The sequence below is a fragment of the Pseudomonas sp. P105 genome, from assembly GCF_032614175.1.
Classification (GTDB): Bacteria; Pseudomonadota; Gammaproteobacteria; order Pseudomonadales; family Pseudomonadaceae; genus Aquipseudomonas; species Aquipseudomonas rhizophila.
In genome coordinates this window covers 1,780,536-1,807,208 of sequence record NZ_CP126693.1, presented here as the reverse complement: position 1 = coordinate 1,807,208, position 26,673 = coordinate 1,780,536, and the positions used below count along the sequence as shown (strand labels likewise).

Annotated in this window: 17 protein-coding genes; 6 read left to right on the top strand and 11 right to left on the bottom strand. The window is 60.3% G+C overall.

Annotation, left to right across the window (positions count from 1 at the left end; all coding sequences use genetic code 11):
- Positions 1 to 93: 93 nt before the first annotated feature.
- From cmk to mtnA, 7 genes are all read right to left on the bottom strand, one after another.
- Positions 94 to 783, bottom strand: coding sequence for a (d)CMP kinase (gene cmk / locus QOM08_RS08190; protein ID WP_047226311.1), 690 nt, complete (start codon positions 781 to 783; stop codon positions 94 to 96).
- Positions 780 to 2,987 (bottom strand): bifunctional prephenate dehydrogenase/3-phosphoshikimate 1-carboxyvinyltransferase, encoded by a 2,208-nt coding sequence (locus QOM08_RS08185; RefSeq protein WP_316913220.1) that lies wholly within the window; start codon positions 2,985 to 2,987, stop codon positions 780 to 782. Before QOM08_RS08185 ends, cmk begins: the two co-directional genes overlap by 4 nt.
- Positions 2,988 to 3,015: 28 nt before the next feature.
- A complete protein-coding gene (gene hisC, locus QOM08_RS08180; RefSeq protein WP_139050796.1) occupies positions 3,016 to 4,128 on the bottom strand; it encodes a histidinol-phosphate transaminase in 1,113 nt (370 codons plus the stop codon).
- Positions 4,129 to 4,141: 13 nt separating this feature from the next.
- A complete protein-coding gene (gene pheA / locus QOM08_RS08175; RefSeq protein ID WP_003199233.1) occupies positions 4,142 to 5,236 on the bottom strand; it encodes a prephenate dehydratase in 1,095 nt (364 codons plus the stop codon).
- The gene (serC, locus tag QOM08_RS08170) at positions 5,236 to 6,321 is read right to left on the bottom strand and encodes a 3-phosphoserine/phosphohydroxythreonine transaminase (RefSeq protein WP_316912792.1); all 1,086 of its coding nucleotides are present in this window, start codon (positions 6,319 to 6,321) and stop codon (positions 5,236 to 5,238) included. Before serC ends, pheA begins: the two co-directional genes overlap by 1 nt.
- A gap of 234 nt (positions 6,322 to 6,555) precedes the next feature.
- Positions 6,556 to 9,219 carry a DNA gyrase subunit A gene (gyrA, locus tag QOM08_RS08165; RefSeq protein WP_047226307.1) on the bottom strand — a complete coding sequence of 888 codons (2,664 nt, stop codon included), beginning with the start codon at positions 9,217 to 9,219 and terminating at the stop codon, positions 6,556 to 6,558.
- A gap of 447 nt (positions 9,220 to 9,666) precedes the next feature.
- Positions 9,667 to 10,743 carry an S-methyl-5-thioribose-1-phosphate isomerase gene (gene mtnA, locus QOM08_RS08160; protein ID WP_076385788.1) on the bottom strand — a complete coding sequence of 359 codons (1,077 nt, stop codon included), beginning with the start codon at positions 10,741 to 10,743 and terminating at the stop codon, positions 9,667 to 9,669.
- A 106-nt stretch (positions 10,744 to 10,849) separates the two neighbouring features.
- Here mtnA and QOM08_RS08155 point away from each other — a divergent pair, with 106 nt between their 5' ends.
- The 5 genes from QOM08_RS08155 (at position 10,850) to QOM08_RS08135 (ending at position 15,823) form a co-directional block, all read left to right on the top strand.
- Positions 10,850 to 12,181, top strand: a complete 1,332-nt coding sequence (locus QOM08_RS08155) for a TRZ/ATZ family hydrolase (RefSeq protein ID WP_316912791.1) — start codon at positions 10,850 to 10,852, stop codon at positions 12,179 to 12,181.
- Positions 12,182 to 12,242: 61 nt separating this feature from the next.
- Entirely contained in the window at positions 12,243 to 12,941 is a 699-nt protein-coding gene (gene ubiG / locus QOM08_RS08150; RefSeq protein ID WP_047226304.1) for a bifunctional 2-polyprenyl-6-hydroxyphenol methylase/3-demethylubiquinol 3-O-methyltransferase UbiG, read from the top strand.
- 4 nt (positions 12,942 to 12,945) lie between these two features.
- A complete protein-coding gene (mupP, locus tag QOM08_RS08145; protein WP_047226303.1) occupies positions 12,946 to 13,617 on the top strand; it encodes an N-acetylmuramic acid 6-phosphate phosphatase MupP in 672 nt (223 codons plus the stop codon).
- A 176-nt stretch (positions 13,618 to 13,793) separates the two neighbouring features.
- Entirely contained in the window at positions 13,794 to 14,534 is a 741-nt protein-coding gene (locus tag QOM08_RS08140; RefSeq protein ID WP_047226302.1) for a YciK family oxidoreductase, read from the top strand.
- A 362-nt stretch (positions 14,535 to 14,896) separates the two neighbouring features.
- Entirely contained in the window at positions 14,897 to 15,823 is a 927-nt protein-coding gene (locus QOM08_RS08135) for a GGDEF domain-containing protein (RefSeq protein ID WP_047226301.1), read from the top strand.
- 147 nt (positions 15,824 to 15,970) lie between these two features.
- Here QOM08_RS08135 and QOM08_RS08130 read toward each other — a convergent pair whose 3' ends face one another.
- Both QOM08_RS08130 and QOM08_RS08125 read right to left on the bottom strand, forming a co-directional pair.
- The gene (locus tag QOM08_RS08130; RefSeq protein ID WP_370695177.1) at positions 15,971 to 16,741 is read right to left on the bottom strand and encodes a TenA family transcriptional regulator; all 771 of its coding nucleotides are present in this window, start codon (positions 16,739 to 16,741) and stop codon (positions 15,971 to 15,973) included.
- A 79-nt stretch (positions 16,742 to 16,820) separates the two neighbouring features.
- Positions 16,821 to 19,280: an EAL domain-containing protein gene (locus QOM08_RS08125; protein WP_316913219.1), complete on the bottom strand. Its 2,460-nt coding sequence runs from the start codon at positions 19,278 to 19,280 to the stop codon at positions 16,821 to 16,823.
- 301 nt (positions 19,281 to 19,581) lie between these two features.
- Between QOM08_RS08125 and QOM08_RS08120 the strand changes: the two genes are divergently transcribed.
- Complete coding sequence (locus tag QOM08_RS08120; RefSeq protein ID WP_316912790.1) at positions 19,582 to 24,246, top strand: deaminase domain-containing protein; 4,665 nt, start codon at positions 19,582 to 19,584, stop codon at positions 24,244 to 24,246.
- Positions 24,247 to 24,256: 10 nt separating this feature from the next.
- Here the strand turns inward: QOM08_RS08120 and QOM08_RS08115 are convergent, their stop codons facing one another.
- Both QOM08_RS08115 and QOM08_RS08110 read right to left on the bottom strand, forming a co-directional pair.
- The gene (locus QOM08_RS08115) at positions 24,257 to 26,074 is read right to left on the bottom strand and encodes an ABC transporter ATP-binding protein (RefSeq protein WP_316912789.1); all 1,818 of its coding nucleotides are present in this window, start codon (positions 26,072 to 26,074) and stop codon (positions 24,257 to 24,259) included.
- Positions 26,067 to 26,669 (bottom strand): DsbA family protein, encoded by a 603-nt coding sequence (locus QOM08_RS08110; RefSeq protein ID WP_171061403.1) that lies wholly within the window; start codon positions 26,667 to 26,669, stop codon positions 26,067 to 26,069. Before QOM08_RS08110 ends, QOM08_RS08115 begins: the two co-directional genes overlap by 8 nt.
- Positions 26,670 to 26,673: the final 4 nt, after the last annotated feature.

Genomic DNA, 26,673 nt, shown 5'->3' with positions numbered 1-26,673 from the left:
ATACGCCCGCCTCCACACCCCAGACGGTGTGGGTTAGTTTCATATAAAAGAAGCACCGCAGGACTATGACTGGTCCCCTGCGGAGCTTCCTGGTCACCCGGCGATATCGCGGATGGCGATTTCGCTCATGATGCGTTGCAACACCTGATCGATGGACAACTCCGTGGAATCCAGCTGTATCGCGTCAGCCGCCGGCTTGAGCGGGGCTACTGCGCGCTGGGTGTCACGCTCGTCGCGTGCACGGATCTCATCTAGCAGACTCGACAGACTAACATCCTCGCCTTTGCCCTTCAACTGCAAATATCGGCGACGAGCCCTCTCCTCGGCACTGGCGGTGAGGAAAATCTTCAGCGGGGCATCGGGAAACACCACGGTCCCCATGTCGCGCCCATCGGCCACCAATCCGGGCGGCTCCTGGAAAGCGCGCTGGCGCTGCAGCAACGCCTCGCGCACCGCCGGCAGCGCGGCGACCTGGGAGGCCCCGGCCCCGACGCTTTCGGTACGAATGACATTGCTGACTTCGTCACCCTCCAGAATGATGCGCTGCAGCTGACCGTCGGTCGCCGCGATGAACTGCACGTCCAGATGCGCAGCCAGGGCCTTGAGCAACTCTTCGTTGGTCAGATCGACGCCATGATTGGCCGCGGCGAACGCCAGCAGACGATACAAGGCGCCCGAATCAAGCAGGTTCCAGCCCAATTGTTTGGCCAGTATTCCGGCGATGGTGCCCTTGCCCGAACCGCTTGGGCCATCGATGGTGATAACCGGTGCCTTGATGTTCACGACTGTGCCTCTTGTGCTACTCGAATACCGACCTGGGCACACAGTGCCAGGAAGTTCGGGAACGACGTCGCGACGTTGGCGCAATCATGGATGCGGATCGGCGCACTGGCGCGCAAAGACGCAACACTGAAGGCCATGGCGATACGGTGATCACCGTGACCATGGACTTCGCCGCCGCCGATCTGGCCGCCGTCGATAATGATGCCGTCCGGCGTCGGCTGGCATTTCACGCCCAACGTGATCAGGCCGTCAGCCATCACCTGGATACGATCCGATTCCTTGACCCGAAGCTCTTCAGCGCCGGTCAGTACGGTGCGCCCTTCGGCACAGGCCGCCGCCACGAACAGCACCGGGAACTCGTCGATGGCCAGTGGCACCAGCGCTTCGGGAATCTCGATACCCTTGAGTTTAGCTGCTCGTACGCGCAGGTCTGCAACCGGCTCGCCGCCCACTTCACGCTGGTTTTCCAGGGTGATGTCAGCGCCCATCAGGCGCAGGATGTCGATCACACCGGTACGGGTCGGGTTGATGCCCACATGCTCAAGCACCAGCTCGGAGCCTTCGGCAATCGAGGCGGCCACAAGGAAGAACGCCGAGGACGAGATATCGCCCGGCACTTCAATGTGGGTCGCGGTCAGTTTGCTGCCGGACTCGACGGAGGCCGTGGCACCGTTGACCGTGACCGGGTAGCCGAAGCCGCGCAGCATGCGCTCGGTGTGGTCGCGGGTCGGGGCCGGCTCGGTGACAGTGGTCTTGCCTTCGGCATAGAGACCGGCCAACAGCAGGCAGGATTTCACCTGGGCGCTGGCCATCGGCATGGTGTAGGTCAGGCCCTTGAGCTTGTTGCCACCGCGAATGGTCATTGGCGGACGACCTTCGGCCGCCGTCTCGATCACCGCACCCATTTCCCGCAGGGGGTTGGCCACGCGATTCATCGGCCGCTTGGACAGCGAAGCGTCGCCGGTCAGGGTGCTGTCGAAGTCCTGGGCGGCCAGCAGGCCGGACAGCAGGCGCATCGACGTGCCGGAGTTGCCCAAGTAGATCGGGCCCGGGGCCGGCTTGAGGCCGTGCAGGCCGACACCATGGATGGTCACGCGACCGTGATGCGGGCCTTCGATGACCACGCCCATGTCGCGGAACGCTTGCAGCGTCGCCAGGGCGTCTTCACCTTCGAGAAAGCCTTCCACTTCGGTCACGCCTTCAGCCAGGGAGCCGAGCATGATCGAACGATGGGAAATCGATTTATCGCCCGGTACACGAATACGCCCACTCAGGGAGCCACCAGGTTGTGCCAGGAAAATCAGATCGTTGGAGTTCATAGCGTCCACATAGGCCCGACGGGCCAGGATTTTACTGAAATGCTCGCGGGCCACCCTGGCGCGTGTGAAAACGCCCAGCAATTGGTGCCCGTCCCCTGCATCGACCGCGTCGCGCAAGGCGTCGAGGTCGCTGCGAAATGTATCGAGTGTGCGCAGGACAGCTTCGCGGTTGGCGAGGAAGATGTCGTGCCACATGACCGGGTCGCTACCGGCGATTCTCGTGAAATCGCGGAAACCGCCGGCAGCGTAACGGAAGATCTCAAGATTTTCATTGCGTTTGGCCAATGAATCCACCAGACCGAACGCCAACAGGTGTGGCAAATGGCTGGTGGCGGCCAATACTTCATCGTGGCGCTCGACCTGCATGTGCTCGACGTCCGCACCCAGCTCGCGCCACAGGCGATCCACCACTGCCAGCGCAGCCGGATCGGTCTGCTCCAGAGGCGTCAATATCACTTTGTGACGACGAAACAGTTCGGCGTTGGAGGCTTCCACCCCGCTCTGCTCGGAACCGGCAATCGGATGACCGGGCACAAAGCGCGCCGGCATCCCGCCGAAGGCTTCGGTGGCCGCCCGCACGACATTGCCCTTGGCACTGCCGACGTCCGTGAGAATCGCCTGCCCCAGGTCCATGGTCGCCAGGCGTGCCAGCAGCTTCTCCATTGCGAGGATCGGCACGGCCAACTGGATCACGTCCGCACCCTGGCAAGCAACCGTCAGGTCGTCCTCGCAGCGATCCACCACTCCCAGTTCCACCGCCAGCCGACGCGACTGCGGGTCCAGATCGACACCCACCACTTCACGACACAGACCGCTTTCGCGCAGGCCTTTGGCGAAAGAGCCGCCGATCAACCCCAGACCGACCACCACCAGGCGACCGATCATAGGTGCAGCAAGTTGCAGTGAAGTGACATCAACCACGAGCCAGAACCTTGCTCAACGCCTCGAGAAAGCGGCCGTTTTCCGCCGGCAGGCCAATGGTGACGCGCAGGTGGTTCGGCATGCCGTAGTTGGCCACCGGACGCACGATCACACCCTCGCGCAGCAAGCCCTGGAACACCGGGGCTGCGACACGGCCCAGGTCGACGCAGATGAAGTTGCCTTTCGATGGAATCCAGCTCAGGCCCAGCTCGCGGAATCCGGCTTCCAACTGCTGCATGCCAGTCTCGTTCAGGCGGCGACTTTCGGCCAGGTAGGCGTCGTCCCCGAGCGCAGCGCAGGCAGCGGCCAAGGCAAAGCTGTTGACGTTGAATGGCTGACGCACGCGGTTGAGCACATCGGCCACCACGGCGGTGGACAAGCCATAGCCAACCCGCAAAGACGCCAGGCCATAGGCCTTGGAGAACGTGCGCGAGACCAGCAGGTTCGGGTAGGCGGCGAGAAAATCCAGGCCATCGGGCAAATCGCTGCCTTCGGCGTATTCGATGTAGGCCTCATCCAGCACCACCAGCACGTGCTCGGGCACGTCCTGCAGGAAGTCGTCCAACGCCTGGGCGTCGAACCAGGTGCCGGTCGGGTTGTTTGGGTTGGCGATGAAGACGACCCGCGTGTTGGCGTCGATGGCCGCCAGCATGGCCGGCAGGTCGTGCCCCCAATCCTTGGCCGGCACCACATGGGCGTCGGCGCCGACGGCCTGGGTGGCGATCGGGTAGACCGCAAACGCATGCTCGCTGAACACGGCATTGAGACCTGGCGCCAGGTAGGCACGCGCCACCAGCTCGAGAATGTCATTGGAACCGTTGCCCAGGGTGACCTGGCTCAACTCCACGCCACAGCGCTCGGCCAGCAGGCTCTTGAGGGCGAAACCGTTACCGTCGGGATAACGAGTCAGCTCGGCCAGCTCGTCCCGGATCGCCTCCAGCGCCTTGGGGCTCGCCCCCAAAGGGTTTTCGTTGCTTGCCAGCTTGACGATGCTGGCCGGGTCCAGATCCAGCTCACGAGCCAATTCGTCCACCGGCTTGCCTGGAACGTAAGGCGAGAGTTGTTGCACGCCTGGCTGAGCCAGAGCGAGGAAGTTGCCACTCATTAGCTATCCGCCATTAAAGAACTGCTTTGGGGTAGGAACCCAGCACCTTGAGTGCCACTGCTTCCTGACTGATTTTTTCCAGCACACCTTTTACCAGTGGATCGCGGTGGTGGCCGACAAAATCGATGAAAAACACGTAGGTCCATTTACCGCTGCGCGACGGACGGGTCTCGATCCGCGTCAGATCGATGCCATTGTCATGGAACGGCACCAGCAGCTCATGGAGCGCGCCGGGCTTGTTGCTCATGGAGACGATGATCGACGTCTTGTCGTCGCCGGTCGGCGGCACTTCCTGGCTGCCAATCATCAGGAATCGCGTGGAGTTGTCCGGGCGATCCTCGATTTTTTCCGCCAAGCGGGTCAGGCCGTAGAGGCCGGCTGCCATGTCGCCGGCAATCGCCGCCGAGTTCCATTCACCCTTGACCCGCTTGGCCGCCTCGGCGTTGCTGGAGACCGCCACGCGCTCGACATTCGGGTAATGGGCATCCAGCCACTTGCGGCACTGGGCCAGGGACTGGGCGTGGGAGTAGATTCGGCTGATGCTGTCGGTCTTGGTGTTCTCCCCCACCAGCAGGTGATGGTGGATGCGCAGCTCGACTTCGCCGCAGATCACCATGTCGTGCTCAAGGAAACTGTCCAGCGTGTGGTTGACCGCGCCTTCGGTGGAGTTTTCCACCGGCACCACGCCGAAGTTCACCGCGCCCGCCGCCACTTCACGGAAGACTTCGTCGATGGCCGCCATCGGTTTGCTGATCACGGCGTGGCCGAAATGCTTCATGGCGGCAGCCTGGGTGAAGGTGCCTTCAGGGCCCAGGTAAGCGACTTTCAAAGGCTGCTCGAGGGCCAGGCACGAAGACATGATCTCGCGAAACAACCGCGCCATTTCTTCGTTGCCCAGAGGCCCCTTGTTGCGCTCCATGACGCGCTTGAGTACCTGCGCTTCACGCTCCGGGCGATAGAACACCGGCACTTCGCCTTCGGCCAGGGAGGCCATTTTCACCCGCGCCACTTCCTGGGCGCAGCGCGCGCGCTCGCTGATCAGCTCCAGGACCTTTTCGTCCAGGGCATCGATGCGCAGGCGCAGCGCCTTGAGTTCTTGCTCAGACATCAACCATGTTCCTTCTCGAACTCTGCCATGTAGGAAATCAACGCATTGACCGCGTTGATATCGACGGCGTTGTAGATGGAAGCGCGCATGCCGCCGACCGAACGGTGCCCCTTGAGGTTCAGCAGCCCGCGCTCGTCAGCACCGGCCAGGAACGGCTTATCGAGACGATCGTCGGCCAGGCGGAACGGTACGTTCATCCACGAACGATCAGTCTTGTTGATCGGATTGCTGTAGAGGCCGCTGGCGTCAATGAAGTCATAGAGCGTGCGCTGCTTCACTTCGTTGAGCTTGCCGATGGCCTCGACACCGCCCTGTTCTTTGAGCCACTCGAATACCAGGCCGGACAGGTACCAGGCCAGGGTCGGCGGGGTGTTGTACATCGAGCCATTGTCGGCGGCGACCTTGTAGTTGAGCATGGTCGGGCACAAGGAACGGGCGCGTCCCAGCAGGTCTTCGCGAATGATGCTGACCAGGATGCCGCTGGGACCGATGTTCTTCTGGGCGCCGGCGTAGATCATGCCGAAACGGGAGATATCCACAGGGCGCGAGAGGATGTCCGAAGACATGTCAGCCACCAATGGCACGTCGCCGGTTTCCGGAATCCAGTTGAATTCCAGGCCGCCGATGGTTTCGTTCGGCGCGTAATGAACGTAGGCCGCGTCCTTGGACAGGTTCCACTCGTTCTGGCCGGGAATGGCGAAATAGTCGTAGGGCTTGGCAGTGGCCGCGACATTGACGCGGCCGTAGCGCGAGGCTTCTTCGATGGCTTTCTGCGACCAGATCCCGGTGTCGATGTAGTCGGCCTTGCCGCTTTCAGGCAGCAGGTTCAGCGGGATCTGCGCAAACTGCTGGCTGGCGCCGCCCTGCAGGAACAGCACCTTGTAGTTGGAGGGGATGTTCAGCAGATCACGCAAGTCCTGCTCGGCCTTGGTGGCAATGGACACGAACTCATCGCTGCGATGGCTCATTTCCATGACGGACAGGCCCTTGCCATGCCAGTCGAGAAGTTCACCTTGGGCACGCTTCAGGACCGCTTCAGGAAGCGCCGCCGGGCCGGCACAGAAGTTATAGGCTCTCTTGCTCACATCCAATCTCGCTCTGATCTGGTGGTCACATCAATCTTGTGTTCTGCACATAGGGCCCAATGTGGGAGCGAGCTTGCTCGCGATTGCAGTGTGTCAGTCAATATCAATGCTGCTGATCCACCGAAATCGCGAGCAAGCTCGCTCCCACAGTTGCGCGTCATGTGCAGTGTCGCAAATTTTCAAACGGGACAAACAACAAGGGGGCGAATCTTCATCCGCCCCCTGCATGTCCGCTTAGTCCTGCGGTTCTTCTTCGTCTGCGGCAGCGTCGAGCGGTTGGTCGCCGGTCATGTCGTCAACGTCGGTAGCAAGAGTACCGTCGAACGCCACGCCCTCCTCGCCTTCCAGCTCCTCGCCTTCGACTTCCGATGGCTCCTGCACCCGCTCAAGCCCGACCAGCGTTTCGTCACTAGCCAGCTTGATCAGCGTCACACCCTGGGTGTTACGACCCAGGCTCGACACTTCGGCCACCCGCGTGCGCACCAAGGTGCCCTGGTCGGAGATCAACATGATCTCCTCGCCATCGAGCACCTGGACAGCGCCGACCAGACGACCGTTACGGTCGTTGCTGACCATGGCGATCACGCCCTGGCCGCCACGCTTGTACTCAGGGAACTCACTGATGGCCGTGCGCTTGCCATAACCACGCGCCGAAGCGGTGAGGATCTGGCTGCCTTCTTCGGGGATCAGCATGGAAATCAGCTTCTGGCCTTCCGGCAGGCGCATGCCGCGCACACCGCGGGCGGTACGGCCCATGGCGCGAACGTCGGATTCCTTGAAACGAGTAACCTTGCCGCCGTCGGAGAACAGCATGACCTCACGCTCACCGTCGGTGATGGCAGCGGAAATCAGCACGTCGCCCTCGTCCAGCTCCAGGGCGATCAGGCCGACACTGCGCTGACGACTGAAGGATTCCAGCGGAGTCTTCTTCACGGTGCCCTTGGCGGTGGCCATGAAGATGTAGTGACCTTCGGTGTATTCCTCCACCGGCAGCATGGTAGTGATGTACTCATCGCTATCGAGCGGCAGCAGGTTGACCAGCGGACGACCACGGGCGGCACGGGACGCTTCGGGGATTTCGTAGGTCTTGAGCCAGTACACCTTGCCCTTGCTGGAGAACAGCAACAGCGTGGTGTGGCTGTTGGCAACCAGCAGGTGAGCGATGTAGTCCTCGTCCTTGACGCCTGTGGCCGACTTGCCTTTACCACCGCGACGCTGGGCCTGATAGGCGGCCAACGGCTGGGTCTTGGCGTAGCCGCCGTGGGAAATGGTCACCACGCGCTCTTCTTCCGGGATCATGTCACCCAGGGTCAGGTCCAGGCGCGCATCGAGAATCTCGGTGCGGCGCACGTCGCCGTATTCGGCGCGGATCACTTCCAATTCTTCGCGGATCACTTCCATCAGGCGCGTGGCGCTGTTGAGGATGCGGATCAGCTCGCCGATCTGGTTGAGGATTTCCTGGTATTCAGCCAGCAGCTTCTCGTGTTCCAAGCCGGTCAGGCGGTGCAGACGCAGTTCCAGGATGGCTTGCGCCTGTTCCGGGGACAGGAAGTACTTGCCATCGCGCAGGCCGTATTGCGGGTCGAGATTTTCCGGACGGCACGAGTCGGCGCCGGCACGCTCGACCATCGCCACTACCGCGGTGGATTCCCAAGGCGTGCTGATCAGCGCTTCCTTGGCTTCCGACGGCGTTGGCGAGGCCTTGATCAGGGCGATGACCGGGTCGATGTTCGACAGGGCAACGGCCTGGCCTTCGAGGATATGACCACGCTCGCGGGCCTTGCGCAGCTCGAACACGGTGCGGCGGGTGACCACTTCGCGACGGTGACGCACGAAGGCTTCCAGCAGATCCTTGAGGTTCAAGATCCGCGGACGGCCGTCGATCAGCGCCACGATGTTGATGCCGAACACCGCTTGCAGTTGGGTCTGGGCGTAGAGGTTGTTGAGGATCACCTCGGGCACTTCGCCGCGACGCAGTTCGATCACGACGCGCATGCCGTCCTTGTCGGACTCGTCCCGCAGCTCGGTGATGCCTTCAAGCTTCTTCTCTTTCACCAGCTCGGCGATCTTCTCGATCAGACGGGCCTTGTTCAGCTGGTATGGGAGTTCGGTGATGACGATCTGCTGGCGACCACCGACCTTGTCGATGTCTTCGATGGTCGAGCGGGCGCGCATGTAAATGCGGCCGCGACCGGTGCGGTAGGCTTCGATGATGCCGGCGCGACCGTTGATGATCGCAGCGGTCGGGAAGTCAGGACCGGGGATGTACTGCATCAGCTCATCGACCGTCAGCTCGGGATTGTCGATGAGGGCCAGGCAACCGTCGATGACTTCACCGAGGTTGTGCGGCGGGATGTTGGTCGCCATGCCCACGGCGATACCGCTGGAGCCGTTGACCAGCAGGTTCGGGATACGGGTCGGCATGACCGCCGGGATCATTTCGGTGCCGTCGTAGTTCGGCACCCAGTCCACGGTTTCTTTATGCAGGTCGGCCAGCAGTTCGTGGGCCAGCTTGGTCATGCGCACTTCGGTGTATCGCATGGCCGCGGCGTTGTCGCCGTCCACGGAACCGAAGTTGCCCTGGCCGTCTACCAGCAAGTAGCGCAGGGAGAATGGCTGGGCCATCCGGACGATGGTGTCGTACACGGCGGTGTCACCGTGGGGGTGATACTTACCGATCACGTCACCGACGACACGGGCTGATTTCTTGTACGGCTTGTTGAAGTCGTTGCCCAGCTCGCTCATCGCGAACAGCACGCGCCGGTGCACGGGCTTCAAGCCATCGCGCGCATCCGGCAGCGCCCGCCCGACGATTACGCTCATTGCGTAGTCGAGGTAGGACTGTTTCAGCTCGTCTTCGATATTGACCGGGAGGATTTCTTTGGCCAGTTCGCCCATGAGAAGCCTGATTCCTTTTTCTGGTGAAACCTCGTCACATCCAGATGGGACGAACGAAGCTCGCCGCTGCAGAACAAGTGCCATGCAGCGACTTACGACAAATCAACGAGTTATGCCATGGATCTGCGCAGTAAAGGCCACCTCGTGAGGCAGCCCTGGAAACCGCCGGATGTTATCACAAGAGCCGCCACGCACCTATCCCCCTGATGCGCATGGAGCATAGTTAGTTGACCGGTGACAGGCTGATATGGGACGAGAGGGGCTTAGAGGCTTGCCGAAAGCAGATTTGAGGTTCAATTCAGACTCATTTGCTGACTTTTAGGGCCTCATCGCGAGCGGGCTCGCTCCCACAGGGGATCTGTGTATGCCGAAGATTCCGGCCACAACACCGATCCAATGTGGGAGCGAGCCCGCTCGCGATAGCGGCAGATCCGACACTTAAAGCCTTCAGTGCAACCGCTTGCGACACATCAACTGCGCCATCTTCGCCGTATCCGGGCGCTCGACGATACCTTTCTCGGTGACAATGGCGTCGATCAGGTCCGCCGGGGTGACGTCGAACACCGGGTTGAAGGCATCCACCTCCGCCCCGACCCGCTTGCCACCAACCTCCAGCAGTTCGCGCCCGTCGCGCTCTTCAATCGGAATGTCTTCGCCGCTGGCCAGGTTCATATCGATGGTCGAACTCGGCGCCACCACCATGAAGCGCACGCCATGGTGCATGGCGCAGACCGCCAGTTGATAGGTGCCGATCTTGTTCGCCACGTCGCCATTGGCCGTGATGCGGTCGGCGCCGACGATGACCCAGGTCACGCCCTTTGTCTTCATGATGTGGGCGGCGGCGGAATCGGCATTGAGGGTCACCGGGATGCCTTCATTGGCCAACTCCCACGCGGTGAGGCGCGAGCCTTGCAGCCACGGACGGGTTTCGTCGGCGTAGACGCGCTCGACCATGCCCTCGATAAACGCCCCCCGGATCACGCCAAGGGCCGTGCCAAAGCCGCCGGTGGCCAGGGCGCCGGTATTGCAATGGGTCAGGATGGCCTGGGCGTTGCCCTGATGCTTGCGGATCAGGTCGACACCCAACTGAGCCATGGTCAGGTTGGCTTCGCGGTCGCTTTCATGGATTGCGATGGCTTCGGCCTCAAGGGCCGCCAGCGGTTCGGCATGCTCTTTCAAGCGCCCCAGCCGGTCGCGCATCCGGTCAAGCGCCCAAAACAGGTTCACCGCCGTCGGCCGCGAGTCGGCCAGCAGGGCAAAATCAGCTTCCAGCGCCGTCTGCCAGTCCCCGCCCTCGGCCACCCGCGCCCGCGCTGCCAGCACCACGCCATAGGCCGCACTGATGCCGATGGCCGGCGCGCCCCGCACCACCATCGAGCGAATGGCCTCGGCCACGCCGGCCGCCGAGGTATAGGCGATCCAGGTTTCCTCGAACGGCAAAATACGCTGATCCAACAGATAGAGGGCGCCATCACGCCAATCGATGGCCTTCACCTTCTCCGCAGCCAACAGTCGATCGCGCATCCCACACCCCGCACTCATGAACAAAAGCCGCCGATTATAGCGATCCCTCCGCGAAGACGCTCGGGTATACTTCGCCATCCTTTATACGCCATGGAACCGTTCCACGATGCCCAAGCCTGCCGTTGCGCTCGACTTATTACTGCTGCCGACCTGGTTGGTGCCTGTCGAACCCGCCGGTGTCGTGCTCAAGGATCATGGCCTGGGCATCCGCGACGGCTGCATCGTGTTCATCGGTCCACGGGCAGAAGCCCTCAAGTGTGACGCAGCCCAGGTCCGCGAACTGCCGGGCATGCTCCTGAGCCCCGGACTGATCAACGCCCACGGCCATGCGGCGATGACCCTGTTCCGCGGCCTGGCCGACGACCTGCCCTTGATAACCTGGCTTGAACAACACATCTGGCCGGCCGAGGGCAAATGGGTCGACGAAGATTTTGTTCGCGACGGCACTGACCTGGCGATCGCCGAGCAGCTCAAGGGCGGCATCACGTGTTTCTCGGACATGTATTTCTACCCCAAGGTTGCCAGCGAGCGTGTGCATAACAGCGGTATCCGCGCACAAATCGCCATTCCGATCCTCGATTTTCCGATCCCCGGTGCCGCCAGCGCCGACGATGCCATTCGTCAGGGCATCGAATTGTTTGGCGACCTCAAGCATCATCCACGAATCAAAGTGGCATTCGGCCCCCATGCGCCCTACACCGTCGGCGACGAGAACCTGGAAAAAATCCGGGTGATCGCCGAAGAACTGGACGCGGCCATTCATATGCATGTTCACGAAACCGCCTTCGAAGTACAGCAGGCTGTGGATAACACCGGTGAGCGACCCATGGCCCGGCTGGGGCGCCTGGGCCTGCTGGGGCCACGCTTTCAGGCGGTGCACATGACTCAGGTCAGCGATGAAGACCAGGCGTTGCTGGTAGAAAGCAACTGTAGCGTGATCCACTGCCCGGAATCGAACATGAAGCTGGCCAGCGGGTTCTGCCCGGTGGAGCGCTTGTGGCAGGCCGGGGTCAATGTCGCGGTCGGCACTGACGGGGCGGCGAGCAACAACGATCTGGACCTGTTGGGCGAGACGCGTACCGCCGCATTGCTGGCCAAGGCCGTCGCCGGTTCGGCCACGGCCCTGGACGCCCACCGGGCGTTGCGCATGGCCACGCTCAATGGCGCCCGGGCACTGGGCATCGAAGCGACGGTCGGCTCGCTGGAAGTCGGCAAGGCCGCCGACCTGGTGGCCTTTGACTTGTCGGGACTGGCCCAGCAGCCGGTCTATGACCCGGTGTCGCAACTGATCTACGCCACCGGTCGCGACTGCGTGAAACATCTGTGGGTGGCCGGCAAGCCCTTGCTTGAGGACGGCCGCCTGACCCGCCTGGACGAATCGCAGCTCAGTGCCACGGCACAGGCATGGGGTCGTCGCATCAGCGGCCACAACGAATAACCAGGTCCCTTGAGCCACGGCTCGGGCCCTACGATTTTTCAAGTTTTTCGAGGATCTGCACATGAGCAACGTCGACCACGCTGAAATCGCCAAATTCGAAGCCCTGGCCCATCGCTGGTGGGACCGTGAAAGCGAATTCAAACCGCTGCACGATATCAACCCGCTGCGGGTCAACTGGATTGACGAGCGAGTCAGCCTGGCTGGCAAGAAGGTGCTCGATGTCGGCTGCGGCGGCGGCATCCTCAGCGAAGCCATGGCCCAGCGCGGAGCGACGGTGATGGGCATCGACATGGGCGAAGCACCGCTGGCGGTTGCGCAACTGCATCAACTGGAATCCGGCGTCAGCGTGGAATACCGGCAGACCACCGCCGAAGCCCTGGCCGAGGAAATGCCCGAGCAGTTCGATGTGGTCACTTGCCTGGAAATGCTTGAGCACGTACCGGATCCATCATCGGTCATCCGCGCGTGCTTTCGCATGGTCAAGCCCGGTGGACAGGTGTTCTTCTCCACCATCAACCGCAATCCGAAGGCCTACCTGTTCGCCATCATCGGCGCCGAATACATTATGAAGCTGTTGCCACGTGGCACTCACGACTTCAAGAAATTCATCCGGCCTTCGGAGCTGGGGGCCTGGAGCCGCATGGCCGGGCTGACCGTCAAGGACATCATCGGCCTGACGTACAACCCGCTGACCAAGCACTACAAGCTGGCCGCCGACGTTGATGTCAACTACATGATCCAGACCTTGCGCGAGGAGTAAGTCGATGCGTCTCAAAGCGGTTCTCTTCGACATGGACGGCACGCTGCTCGACACCGCGCCGGACTTCATCGCCATCTGCCAGGCCATGCGTGCCGACCGTGGCCTGCCACCGATGAACACGCAGCATATTCGCGACGAAATTTCCGGCGGCGCCCGGGCGATGGTCGCGGTGACCTTCTCCATGGACCCGGAGTCGCCGGGTTTCGAGGAACTGCGCCAGGAATTCCTCGACCGCTACCTCAAGGGCTGCGCGGTGCACAGCCACCTGTTTGACGGCATGGCCCAGGTGCTGGCCGACATTGAGGCCGCCAACCTGATCTGGGGGGTGGTCACCAACAAACCGGTGCGCTTTGCCGAGCCGATCATGCAGCAGCTAGGCCTGGCCGAACGCTCGAAAGTGCTGATCTGCCCCGACCATGTAAAGAACAGCAAGCCGGACCCCGAACCGCTGACCCTGGCGTGCAAGATGCTCGACCTGGATCCGGCCAGCGTATTGTTCGTGGGCGACGACCTGCGGGACATCGAGTCTGGCCGCAGCGCCGGCACCAGGACCTGCGCGGTGACCTACGGCTACATTCACCCGGACGACAACCCGAACCATTGGGGCGCAGATGTGGTGATCGATCACCCCTCGGCGCTGCGTGAAGTGCTGGATAACGCGTTGTGCAGTTGCTGAGCTGACCGCTCTTGTGGCGAGGGAGCTTGCTCCCGCTGGACCGCGAAGCGGTCCCTGAGTCAGCTGGCGACGGCTTCGCCGCCGAGCGGGAGCAAGCTCCCTCGCCACAAAAGCTCACTCGCCATGACAGTTCTGTGCCACAGGAACCGTGCTGCTTTAATTGTTGAGGTTTTTTTATGTTTGAGTATTCCGCCCGCCCCGACCTGCTCAATGGCCGGGTCATCCTGGTCACCGGCGCTGGTCGCGGCATCGGCGCCGCAGCCGCCAAGGCCTATGCCGCCCACGGCGCTACTGTATTGCTGCTGGGCAAGACCGAAGCCAACCTGACCCAGGTCTACGATGAAATCGAAGCGGCCGGGCATCCACAGCCGGTGGTAATCCCGTTCAACCTCGAAACCGCCCTGCCCCATCAGTACGATGAACTGGCGGCGATGATTGAAACCGAATTCGGCCATCTGGACGGCCTGCTGCACAACGCCTCGATCATCGGCCCGCGTACGCCGCTGGAGCAGTTGTCCGGCGAGAACTTCATGCGGGTGATGCAGGTGAACGTCAACGCCATGTTCATGCTCACCAGCACCTTGCTGCCGCTGCTCAAGCTGTCCAAGGACGCGTCCGTGGTGTTCACCTCCAGCAGCGTCGGGCGTAAGGGACGGGCTTACTGGGGGGCTTATGGTGTCTCCAAGTTTGCCACCGAGGGGCTGATGCAAACCCTGGCCGACGAAGTCGAGACCGTCGCACCCATGCGCGCCAACAGCATCAATCCCGGCGCCACCCGCACCAGCATGCGCGCCCAGGCCTATCCGGGGGAAAACCCGCTCAACAACCCTACGCCTGAAGAAATCATGCCGGTCTACCTGTACCTCATGGGGCCGGATAGCACAGGCGTCAACGGTCAGGCGTTCAACGCCCAATAATTGTTCACCTTCGCGTCGCGTCGGTTTACCGTCGCGACGTCCCTGCGCCCGATACGTAGCCAGGCGAACCGCCAAGTCCATGTCGCCCCATGCCGACGACGCGCTCGCCGTTTGTAGTCAATACATTGATTTACAATCGGTTTTTATTCTACTGAACCGAATGGCACGACTTTCGCTCTAAAGATCCTCAAACACGCCATGTTCGGCGGGTAATGGATGTTGAGATGAGACTTATGCCTGCCAGGTAAAGCGGACTAAACTCAAATCAGATGTCCTACGGGACTGAAGGACCAGTACGACGCGCCGCCCAAAGCCGCCTCACCCAACCTGTCAGGACAGATTTGCTTAGGGGCTCACGCCATATGAAAACGCCAACCCAGATCAACGCGATTGATTTCGACAGCGCCAAACTGCAGCGCCTGGGCTTTGGCCAGCCGTCACCGCTGGTGGCACGCTCTGTCAATCTTTCGCAGTTGCGTCAGCAGCTGAGCCAGCAATTGCAGACCAGCCTGGAGCCGCAACGGATCCTGGGGCTGTTTTTTCGTGAGGTTCAGCGGCTGGTGCCGCTGGACGCGCTGATCTACCGCCACAGCCCCAGCGATCTGCGCCTGGAGCTGGGGCAACGCGGGCATCACACCCTCACCTACAACCTCAGCCATGAAAGCGAGTACTTGGGCGAGCTGGTGTTTCGCCGCAACCAACGCTTCACCGAGACCGAACAAGCCGATCTTGAGTCTGTGTTGTCGACGCTGCTGTTTCCGTTGCGCAATGCTCTGCTCTACCGCGCCGCGACCCAAAGTGCCCTGCGTGACCCACTGACCGGCACCGGCAACCGCATCGCCATGGACCAGACGCTGATCCGTGAAATTGATATGGCCAAGCGTCATTTGCAACCGCTGTCACTGTTGATGCTGGACATCGATCATTTCAAGCGCGTCAACGACAGTCATGGACACGGTATCGGCGATGAGGTGTTGAAGGGCGTAGCCGAGGCCATCAAGAATCAGCTGCGCAATGTGGACATGGTGTTCAGGTTCGGCGGCGAAGAATTCCTGATTCTGCTCTCGAACACCAGCCGGGACGCCGCGGCCTTGGTCGGAGAACGACTGCGTCATGCCGCCCAGGCGCAGGATTATTTTGCCGCAGGTACGCGGATCGAACTGACGGTGAGCCTGGGTTGCGCGACGTTGCTGCCGGGTGAGTCAGTCGAAAGCCTGCTGCGCAGGGCCGACAACGCGTTGTACGTGGCCAAGCGCGAGGGCCGCAACCGGCTGGCGATGGCGGGTTGAAAACCAGCAATGACAGATTCTGTGAACACCGTCGAAAAATGTGGGAGCGAGCCTGCTCGCAGTGGCGATCAGGCAATCAACCTCCCCGTTGACTGCCCTGACCCCTTCGCGAGCAGGCTCGCTCCCACCTGGGTTGGCTATCGGGTATCAGCTCCCGGCCAACGCCAGGCGCTCACGGGTCGATGAGGTTTTCCCCACCGATTCCGATTGCTCCAGTTGCATGCAGCGCTCCAGGAAGAGGTACATGTAGTCGTAGCTCTTGCAGACAGCCTGGCGCAGTTCGATCTGCAAGGCCTTGCTGGGGTTCATGCCCGCCAGGGTGCAGATGATTTCCAGGGCTTCCCAGGGATGGGCATCATCGTACTGGGCGTGCATCTTCAGCCACTTCATGGCTCGCTTGCGGTCTTCCTCGGCGAAAGCCGCCGCGTAGATACCGCTGGAACACACCAGTGCCGACCACTCCCCGGTTGCCCCCTCGATGGCATAGTTGGTCGCGGCGATGGCCACGATCAGCGAGTCCGAAGAACTCGTATGCCAGCACCAGTGGCTCAGCGCATGGAGTTCGGGTGGCACTTGCTGCGCTTGCAGATCTTCCAGGGTCACGCCATGGGCGGCGCTCCAGTTGACCCAGTAATCGGCATGGTTGAGTTCGACACGAATGTTGCGCATCAGCCAGCGACGCGCCATGTCCTCGCCGGGATGGCGGGCAAAGCGTGTCTTGGTGAGGTTCTGTGCCATGTATAAGGCGAACTGTTCAACGACCGGCCAACCACCAATAAGGTAGTGGCGCATGGTCTTGGCACTGAGCTTGTTATCGCGCATGCGTTGATACAGCTCGTGTTCGACAACCCGGCGCTTGCTCTCGCTGCAATCGGTAATGAGCTGTTGTGCCCATTTCGGATAGCTTGTGGCGTCCATGAGCGGGCCTGTTCGGTTGAATGTGTCGATCACTGTCGGGCTCCTTTTGATTGTGATTTTTTCCGGATCAACAAGAGGTTCAGCGGAACGTGCCGGGGGCCTTGAATAACAGCGGCTGCGGCCGGGCCGGCCTGCATTGCAACGTATCACAGGTAAACAACTGCGGGCGTTCAATCACATACCCTTGAGCGTAGTCCACCCCAATCTCCAGCAACGCCTGCTCGATCTGGGTAGTTTCAACAAACTCGGCAATCGTGCGCTTACCCATGACGTGGCCGATGTGATTGATCACCTCGACCATTGCACGGTTAATCGGGTCGTCCAGCATATCCTTTACGAAACTCCCGTCGATCTTCAGGAAGTCTACAGGTAAATGTTTCAGGTAAGCGAATGAAGACATTCCGGCACAAAAGTCATCGAGCGAAAAGTAACAACCCAAGCTCTTGAGTTCATTGATAAAGCGGATGGCGCTGCCCAAATTCGAAATAGCACTGGTCTCGGTTATTTCAAAACAAATCATTTCTGGTGGAATCGAGTAGGCCGCGAACTGTTTACGCAGGAAATCAAGGAATGCCTGATCTCCGATAGTTGTGCCTGACAGATTAATCGCACACATGGCCATCGGTCCCTGTCGCGAATCGTTCAGGCACTGGCGGATGATCTTGAAGACGTTTTCCACCACCCAGCGATCCAGGGAAGTCATCAAGCCATAGCGTTCTGCCGCAGGAATGAAACTGTCCGGCAGAATCATCCTTCCGGCTTCATCATGCAGGCGCAACAGGATCTCGATATGCCCGCCGCCATGGTCGCCCGGACCCAGCGCGGCGATTTCCTGGGCATAAAGACAGAAGCGATTCTCCTCCAGGGCCATGTGCAAGCGCTGGACCCAAGCCATCTCGCCAAAGCGCAGGGACAGCTCCGAGTCGTCGGCGTGATAGACCTGGACGCGGTTGCGGCCCTTTTCCTTGGCCATGTAACAGGCCATATCGGCGGCACGCAGGGACGCCTCCAGCGTCGTCGGGCTTTGAGCGATATGCACCAGACCGATGCTCACGGTGGTCACGAATGGCCGGCCCTTCCAGACAAAATGCAGGTTCTGTACGGTCTGGCGCAGCCCTTCGGCGATCTTTTCCGCGGCCTCCGGCGAGCAGTTCTCCAGCAAGATACCGAACTCATCGCCCCCCAGTCGGGCCAGGGTGTCGTTTTCCCGCAGCCCTGATTGCAACAGTGCGCATATATGCCGCAACAGTTCGTCACCCGCCGCATGACCACAGGTGTCATTGACCAGCTTGAATTGGTCCAGGTCGAGGAACATCAATGCATGGCGCCCCACCTGGCGCGTCAGATTGTGCAGGGCTTGCTCAAGGCGATATTCAAATTCCCGGCGATTGGCCAGGCCGGTCAGCGCATCATGGGTGGCTTGCCACGACAGGTTGGCGATGTATTGGCGTTCCTGGGTCATGTCGTGCAACACCAGCACCGCTCCGCTGACCTTGCCGGCGTGGCGGATCGGCGCACCTACGAGCGTGACGGACACAGTGCTGCCATCCAGGCGCTGGATCAGTTTGGAATGCTCGCTGCCGCCACCGAGCCGGCCGCTGAGAATATGCTCGATCAGGGTCAGCCCTTCACTCTGGGCGTTGTCATCGAGCAAATTGAACAGGGCGGCCAGAGGCAATCCCGTGGCGTGCTCGGCCTTCCAGTGAGTCATCGCTTCGGCGGCGGGGTTCATGTAGGCGATTGCCCCTTCCACATCGGTGGTGATCACGCCGTCGCCAATGGACTGCAAGGTGATCTGCGCCCGCTCCTTTTCCAGTTGCAGGGCATTGGCGAAGACCTGCCGCTGGGCCAGCAGTTTATGCGTGCGCAACAGCGCCAGCACGATCAACCCCAGTGCGGTGGCGAAGTTGGTCACCAGCAACAGGCGCAGGATGAAGCGCGACCCCTCCCCCAGTGCATCGCTGAAAGCTTTGGCTGCCGGGGTGACGGAATCGTTGATGGCAAAGATTTTCGCCTTCCAGCCACGAATATCGGCCTCAGAAGCCTGACCTGCGGTAATCCGACTGTGCATCTGGCGGGCGACGTCATCCAGTTCAGTCAGGTAGCCGTCGCCCACCGTCCAGAGATCGATAGCCTCTTCCAGGTAACTGAAGTGACGAAAATTCAGGTAGAGCCAGATCAGACTGGACACGTCGTCCGGGTGGTTGCCGCCCTTGAGGATTCCCGCCCGTGCCGCCTCCAGATCCGGCGGCTGACGGTCCAGGGCCACCCGTAGCTCATGCCCACCCTCAGGTACGGCGATAGCCCGCTGGTACTTCTGAAAGATTGTTTCGTCACGACTGTCGGCATAAAGATTGAGGTAGTAAATGGCGTCTTTCTGACCTTTGGACCAAAGGCTTTCTCCCGCCACGTAGCCGCGCACCGCAGACAACACGTAAAGACTGACACCCCCCAACAATGCCTGAAACAGGACGACGGCGATAAAAGGCCAGACGATGCCCAACAACCGGGGGGTTCCGAGAGTCCGCGCTTGAGTCATGAGATCCCTTGCATAGGCGTAGGCGATCAGCATTCAGACCGCTCATTCCCGCAAGACTAGGAGGCGTAGCAGCTCCCCGCAAGAGGCCGGACACTATTTGACACCCCATGCCCCTGGATGCCTGAGACAACAGCGGTGATAAAGCCCTGGTAAATGCCAAACGCCGTTACAACTTTCCTGCACCCCATACATATCTACCACCCCGGGTTTGCCTGGACTGTTTTGATACGGAACTTCTCTAGACCTTGCACTTTATCGAGGCGCGTAGAGAAACGTTCGTTAATCACCAGGAAACCTCCATATGCAATCTACCGCCGCCCCCGGCCTTTCAACGAGTCTGAGCCCGACACCCTCTTATGCCGAGAAACATCAGGGTTTGCTGGGCGATTACGAGGCCATGCTATCGCTCGTTCGAAACCATCAGATACCGCTGCAGACGTTGGCCGACAGCCTGGTCAAGCCCAGGCTTTGTTCACCCATGGCGTTGGAAAATGAAACCGGACAACGAGCACTGCACACGCTCATCCAGGATAAAAACTATCAGGCGTTGTGCAAAACGCTGAGCGCCCCTCATTACCACTTGATCGTCACTTTAAAAAACGGCAAAGCCCTCTACGAGACACTGTCAAGGAACAGAGAAACCAGCATTCAGATTCCACTGAACAACGACCCCTCTTGGAACGGGCTGCCTGCAAAGATTGAAAAAACTGCTCGACTATTAGGCGGGCAAATTCGTTTCGACGGCCAAGTAACATTTGCACGAATGACCTGGTTTTACGGTATTACCCCATGCACTCGGCAAAACACCGAGCAACGCAACGCCACGATGAATGCGCTGGAAGAGAAACGCGCTCACCACACGCTGGGACTTGGACATGGAATAAACATCGACGCCCTGAGCCCCCACACTGAGAACCTGATCACTGACACAGTGCGTCAATTCCTGCCTACGCCGCACACCCCATTGCTGGCCTACCTCGGCGCTTCGGATATCGACACATTGACGACGACGCAAATCCGGGCGAAGCCTTCGGCGTATCTGGAGGCTATTCTGCAATCGACGAACGCCCGGCAGCTGGCAACCAGGTTATTGCAAGTGCTGGGCTGGTTTGGCGGCAGACCCGGTGAGGACACGGCTGCAGGGATATGCACCAAGCTGCTCGCCCACGCCATTCGTCTTTGGCTTGAAAACGGGCAAAACGAGAGCCCGGACAGTATCGCCGGTTACCCGTGGCAACGTTCGTCCAACTGGGGGAAAAGCTATGGGCAGATTCGGGCCGAGTTCGAGGCGCATCTGCTGTCTTCAAAACGCGCCGCGTCAGTGAACGAATCCATTCTGCTCGCGCGTCTTTATCAACCCGTGTTCCCGCCGCACTTCCAGATTCACGATATACCGTCGCAACTGCCTTACCGAAGCTCTACCGTTTGGGTAAATTTTGCTCATGGTGTGTATCTGGCTGACGCGATCGACCCGACGTTGCTGCAAAGACTGAGTTTCCAGCAACTGGTCGACTTCCCTGGCCAATACGCCAGTGAAGCCACGGCTGATGACCTGAAACTGGTCACCCTGACCAGATTGAAACCCATGCTGGAATGGGCCGTGACAAACGGCCTGGTTGCCCATAAGGCCGACGGGCACTACACCCTGCAGGACATACAGACCGCTGCAGAAAAGCTCGACTTCACCATCGATAGCATGACCCGGGCGGTCAACTGGCTGGATAGCCGCCCCCCCGAGAGGCTGAACATCGCCAGGCTTAAAATGGCGAAGCTCTTCGCAGACGGCCGGTTCGTGACGGATGGCAGGAAGCTGGTGAAGGAGGCCAGCACTTACGCCGCCCCCGTGACTCGGCTCAGCGGCCCCCTCGGAAGACTCGTCCCCCAAACCTACACATTCGTGGATGTGTATGCAGCCGGCCAACTCACTGAGCATAAATGGTTCGTCACCCGGCCCGATGGAAAAGTCATCACCGATGTCTGGTTCAAGATCGACCACGATACGACCCTACAGACTAACTTTGCCGGGCCCGGCTTTAGCGCTATTGCCCAGCAGGACAGGAAGCTCCCCGATATCGAGCAAACGTTCAAAACCCATTTCGACATCTACCTCAGCTTCATCAGAAGTTCCTATCGCACGTTGATCACCCACCTGCTCGCATCCCTACCCCTGGCTGATCGCCAAGCCCTGGAGTACGGCGTGACAAAGGTCTACACCCTCAGAAAAGAAACCACGGGCATTGAAGCAAACAATGAATCCGAAGATAAGACGCTGCCCCTGCGCGCGCGTAATGGCTTCATTCTGGAAACGACGAGCCAGCGCAAGACCTCGTACTACGAACTGCTCCCGCGGGCTGGGGTGATCCGCCCACGACCGGATATTCAGCCACAGCATATTGGCGCAGAGCGCAAAATCGAAAAGTGGAGAATCAGCCGCGGCTCGGCAGTGAGTGTGGATGTTCTTCGCCATAAAACCCTTCCGTTCGATTGGGATGCCCACGTAAAAGGCACCCTCCCCGGCGCTCACAAAGAATGCCAAGCCATCCTGGACCCACTTGGCGGCACGTTCGGCGAATCGAACAATAGCGACGCCAACCACACTCTACCGCGGACATTGGAGTCGAAAGTCACCCTGGACCTGGCCCGGTACATTTGCGAGGAGCTGCTTTTCGTTGACGAAAAACAGCTCTACGACATTTGTTATGGCGAAACCGAATTCGACCGTCAAAAGGCCAGGCGTGAAAAAAACCTGGAAATCCTCAAAATGTTTGTGCCCTTCTGGGGCAGTATCGAAGACTTGGTTTCGGGGGACCGTGATCGCCTGGTGAGTGGAGCCTTTGGCCTGTTCACAGATTTTGTTGCATTCGCCCGACCCATGGGCAAGTTTGCGTCAGGCTCGCTGAAGTTGGTCAGCGCCGCGGGCAAGTTGAGCATTGGCAAAGCACTGCCCGCCTTTGCAACGCTGACAGGTAGTTTGCTCAACGCCACCCTGAACCCGCTCGACGGCATTGCGTCCTTGCTACGGGCAGGCAGCCAGAGCGTGTACAGGTTCAGTAAAAAGGGCTATCTGAGTCTCAAGACGTTGTCCGGGCGCGCCGGCCAATACGATTTCGTCCAAGGCATGGCCCAAGCCACGGACCCGGGCCGCTGGCGTCCACTGACAATGAATGACCAGTTGAGCACTGTGCGCGGAGTTGACGATGTTCCTGTGCGCAACACCACAGCCACAGGCAGCGCCGATTACCGTTTGATTGACCCTTTATCGTCCAGGCCTTACGGCCCTGGGCTGGGTGCTGACGTATCACCGGGCCGCTCCCACTTCAACACACGGGCGCAAACCGACACCGAGACCCTCGTTGAGTTACCGGAAAATGCCCGGGTACTAGAAGTGCTTGAAGCCGATGGCAGCCGCCTCTTCTATGTGGATGGCGTGCCCTATCGTTTGAAGGCCGGAACCCTGCGTCGCATCAGCCACCGGGATGACAATCCACCCTTCAGGAAACTGGCGTGCCGTGTTCGTCGTGCGCCGGATGAGGCGTGCAAAACCAGGTATGTAGTGCAAGACAAACCTGCCGAGCGCCCACCCGCGGGCGAGTTCAGCACTGAGTTAAGCTGGGCGCCCTGGTTTGGTGACGCAACGTTCTATCCCTCCACGCCCAAGCATCCCAACGATCGCGCCCTGCTCGCCTTCGAAGGGAAAATCTATGAACTCAAGGACGGCAAGCTCAACACCTACAAAGGCAAACCGCAATGGATCGGTCTCTCCAGCAGAGTCCCCATCCCCAGAGAAACCATTACGGCGACCCTGGAATTTCAAACCGGTCTGTACGGTGGCATCAAAGTAACCGGTTCGGCAGAAAAAATTGACGATATCCATCAAACCGGCGCGCTCATCATTCCCTCGATCGATGAGCAGTTCACGTACATATTCACCCGCTTGAACACGGATGATTATTACATGACCAGATTGCTCTCCACTGAGAGTGTCGAGTCTGCTCTGAGCCTGAAAAGGCTTGGCCCAAGCGACCTGACGCCCGGCTCTTTGGGAGAAGAGCTGCAACGGGTTTATATCGGTTCGTTGAACGCCAACAACGCCGCGCGAATCTACGGCAGAGACCAGGTCGAACGGGCACTGGACAAGATCGATGAAATTTCGATACCCATTGGCGCACCGAGCCATCCACCCTCCAATATGAAGTGGCTGAAAGTCAGTACCTACCCCGCCGAGGCGGTGTTATTCGATCGTCGCACCAGGATGATTGTCTCTGATTTGCCTAACGGAGCAGCCGTGTGGCAACCCACCACACAAGCGCCCGAAGCCATACAAAAATCAACCGCAAGCATCTTCAACGCGCTTTTTACATCGCCGTCCATTGCCGGCCCGTCTCAATCCACCACCCGAGCGGTGACCATCAATGACGCCATGCGAGAACTGCAAAAAACCCTTCCGACCAAAAATCAAAAGAACATAGCTTTTGCCCACGTCATCACGGCATCCGGAAACAACGAAATATATGTCAGTGTTTCCGGAATCGAGGACTACACCCAGCACCTGCCGCTGTTCAAATCCCACAGTGGCTATACGCAAGTCAACGTCAAAGAGGCCACTTACTTCAATGTTGATGGCATCAGGAACGCGATTAACCCTGCCTCCCTCACTCTGAGCGCCGATGGAAAATTGCTCGCTATCCCTCATCTGATGGATGCTCCGGGCACCTCGGACAGGCTCAGTCGAGTGACTTCTGCGGACAGCGAAAGCAAACTGATTGCCTACATCAGCGAAAAGTATCCAAACCCTGAAGACATCAAGTCGATCACGCTTGCCACCACCCTGCCTCCTTGCGAATCCTGCGCGATTGTCATGAAGGAGTTCGGTCATGAGCGCGGAGCCGCTGCGTTGAACGTTATCTGGGGACAGCGCCGTAAGCGTCCGGCAACTGAAATGAGCTCTTCAACCGAATCCGATTGATCCCTGGCGATCAATGCTGCTGCAGATGCCCGTAGAGCTTGGCGTATAAACCACCGTCCGCAATCAGTTGCTGATGGTCGCCATCCTCGGCGATTTGTCCGCCGTCGAACACCAGCACGCGGTCGGCCTGCTTCACGGCCGACAACCGGTGCGCGATGATCAAGGTGGTCCGGTTGCTCAAGAACCGCGCCAGCGCCTGGTGCAGGTTGTACTCGGTGGCGGCGTCCAGCGCCGACGTCGCCTCGTCGAGGATCACCACCTTGGGCTCGGCCAGTACCATCCGGGCAATGGCCAGGCGCTGGCGCTGCCCGCCGGACAGACGCACGCCGGAACGGCCGACGATGCTGTCCAGACCGTTGGGCAAACTTATGATCGTCTGGTGCAGTTGGGCGATTTCCAGTGCCTGCCAGCAGGCCTCGTCCGTGCGCTCGCGGCCCATGGTCAGGTTGGCCCGTACCGTGTCGTTGAACAGCGCGGGATGCTGCAGGACCACGGCAACATTGTCGCGCACGGTTTCCAGGCCGATTTCCTGCTGAGTCGAACCGCCGAAACGGATAGTCCCGGCCAGCGGCGTGTACAGCCCCAACAGCAACTGGACCAAGGTACTTTTGCCACCCCCGCTGGCCCCGACAATCGCGACTTTCTCACCGGGGGCAACCGACAGGTTCATCTGGTTCAGCACCAGTTCGTCGCCGTAGCCGAAACTCAGCCCCTGAACTTCGATACCCACGGTGGCACGCCCCTGGAACGGGTTAACACTGCCGGTGTATTGCGGTTCGTCGGCACGGGCCAACAACTCGTTGACCCGCGACAATGCGCCCCCGGCGGCATAAAACGCGTACTGCAGATTGAGCAGTTGCTCCACCGGTCCGATCATGAACCACAGGTAGCTGAACACCGCCAGCATCTGGCCGATGGAGAGGTCGGAGAACAGTACGGTGAGCATCGCCGCTGCGCGGAAAATATCGATACCAAACTGAAACAGCAAACCGCTGGCGCGGTTCGAGGCATCGGTTTTCCACTGTGAACTCACTGCGTAATCACGGACCTCCCTGGCCCGTGTCCCCAATCGACCCAGGAAATAACCCTGGCGGTTACCGGCACGCACCTCCTGGATGGCATCCAGGGTTTCGGTCAGGGCCTGGGTGAAGCGCGAGGTGCTGTCATTCTCCAGCTTCTTGAGGTGCTTGACCCGTTTGCCCAACTGGACCGTGGCGTAGATCACCAACGGGTTGAACAACAGGATCAGCAGCGCCAGTTGCCAGTGCATCCACACCAGAATGCCGGCAGTGCCCACCAGTGTCAGCATCGCCACCAGGAAACGACTGAGGGTTTCGCCGACGAATTTGTCCAGGGTGTCCAGGTCGGTGACCAGGTGTGTGGTCACGGTACCGCTGCCCAGGCTTTCGTACTCGCCCAGGGAAATACGTTTGAGCCGTTCGATCAATCGGACGCGAATGCGATAGACGATGTCCTTGGCCAGCCTGGCGAACAATCGCGCCTGCAGCACGTTGAACAGCAAAGCGCCGCATCGCAGGACCAGGGTCACCACCAGCATCAGGCCAATATAACCGGCCGCGCTTTGCCAGCCGCTGGGCAACGCATGGTTCATGACCTTCAACGCCGCGTCGCCCTGGCCCAGCAGCACTTCGTCCACTAAAAGCGGCAGCAACAGCGGGATCGGTACGCTGCACAGCGTCGCCAGCACGGCCACGCCGTTGGCGATCCACAGGGCTTTCTTGTGTTTAAGGGCAAGACGGCGGATTTCTGCCCAGCTCAAGCGGTCGACGCGCTGCCCAGGGGATGCGTCATCCGCCCGGTCAGGCACAGGCCGCGCGCTCCAGCCAGCGGCCCAACAGTGGAGACAACTGGCTCAGGGGCTGGTAGCCGTTGGTAAGCAAGGCCAATTGACCGTCACGCTCGGCCAGCAGCGTAGGAAAACCCGCGATGCCAAGATCCTGCACCCAGGTGAAATCCGCGGCAGTGGCCGCATGTTGCTCGGCGCGGTCAAAGGCTGCGGCGAACTCGATGCGTGGCAGTCCAGCCTGTTCGGCCAGTTCCACCAGGACGCTGGCGTGGGTCACATCACGACCCTCGACATAAAACGCCTGCTGGATCAGCTTCAACAGTTTCCAGGCCAGGTCCGGCGCCAGGCCACGGGCCGTCACCAGTGCCCGGCAGGCCGGTTCGGTGTCATAGACAAAACCGTCCGGCAGCGCCCCTTCAAGCTTGAACGTCTGGCCGGTGGCCTGGGTGACGGCCTGCCAATGCTCGAGGATGTAGCGTCGGGTGGTCGGCTCCAGGGCCGAACCGCTGCCGGTGCGCAAACCGCCCACCACCAGGTGCAGTTCTACCCCGGCGGCCTGCGCCTGCTCGACCAGTGCCTCGGCAACCGGCGCAAAACCCCAGCACCAGGAACACATCGGG